The 764-nt window shown below is 63.7% G+C and carries 1 protein-coding gene; it reads left to right on the top strand.

What is annotated here, in order from left to right; genetic code table 11:
* A partial coding sequence (locus tag SD455_RS16625) for an IS1249 family transposase (protein ID WP_445508747.1) occupies positions 1–764 on the top strand: 764 nt, incomplete at both ends.

Genomic DNA, 764 nt, shown 5'->3' with positions numbered 1-764 from the left:
CCGGTCTGTGGTGTATGCGGCACCAAGCTGGTCAAGAACGGCAAGACCAGCGCTGGGCGGACGCGGTGGCGGTGCAAGAACTGCGGTGCCTCGGCCACTCAGTCCCGGACTGATGTGACCAGCAGGGCTGAGATCACTGACTTCATCAGCTGGATACTGGGCCCCTCCTCGATGCCCCGGCACACCCATAGCCCCCGCACATTCCGACGCAGAACCTCATGGTGCTGGGATATCGAAGTCCCTCAGCCTGACCCGACCGGGGAGGTTCACCGGCAGGTCATCGTTGATGGCACCTACTTCAACGGATGGTGCGTGCTCATCGCTCACAACGGCACCCATGTGATCGGCTGGCAGTGGTGCGACAAAGAATCCAAAGCCGCCTGGGCAGCCCTGTTCAAACGGTTCCCTGCCCCGGATGTGGTGGTCACTGACGGCGGCACCGGACTCAGGGCCGCAGTCGATCAGCAGTGGCGCCGCACCCGTATCCAACGCTGCTACTTCCACATCCGCGCCGCCGTCATCCGGCACACCACCCTGAACCCACGACTGCCTGCTGGCCAGGAGATCCTGGCCCTGACCAGGGATCTGATGAGAGTCCAGGAGCTCGATGCCGCTGCGACCTGGATGGGCGCCTACGCCTCCTGGGAAGCGAGATGGGAGTCCTTCCTCAAGCAGCGCACCTACGCGAAGAAAGGCGTAGAGCGCCCCTCCTGGGCTAAGCCGAACCAGAACTGGTGGTACACCCACATCCGGCTGCGCCGAGT

It is taken from the genome of Nesterenkonia sp. K-15-9-6 (assembly GCF_052656005.1).
This window is presented reverse-complemented; position numbering and strand designations above follow the sequence as displayed.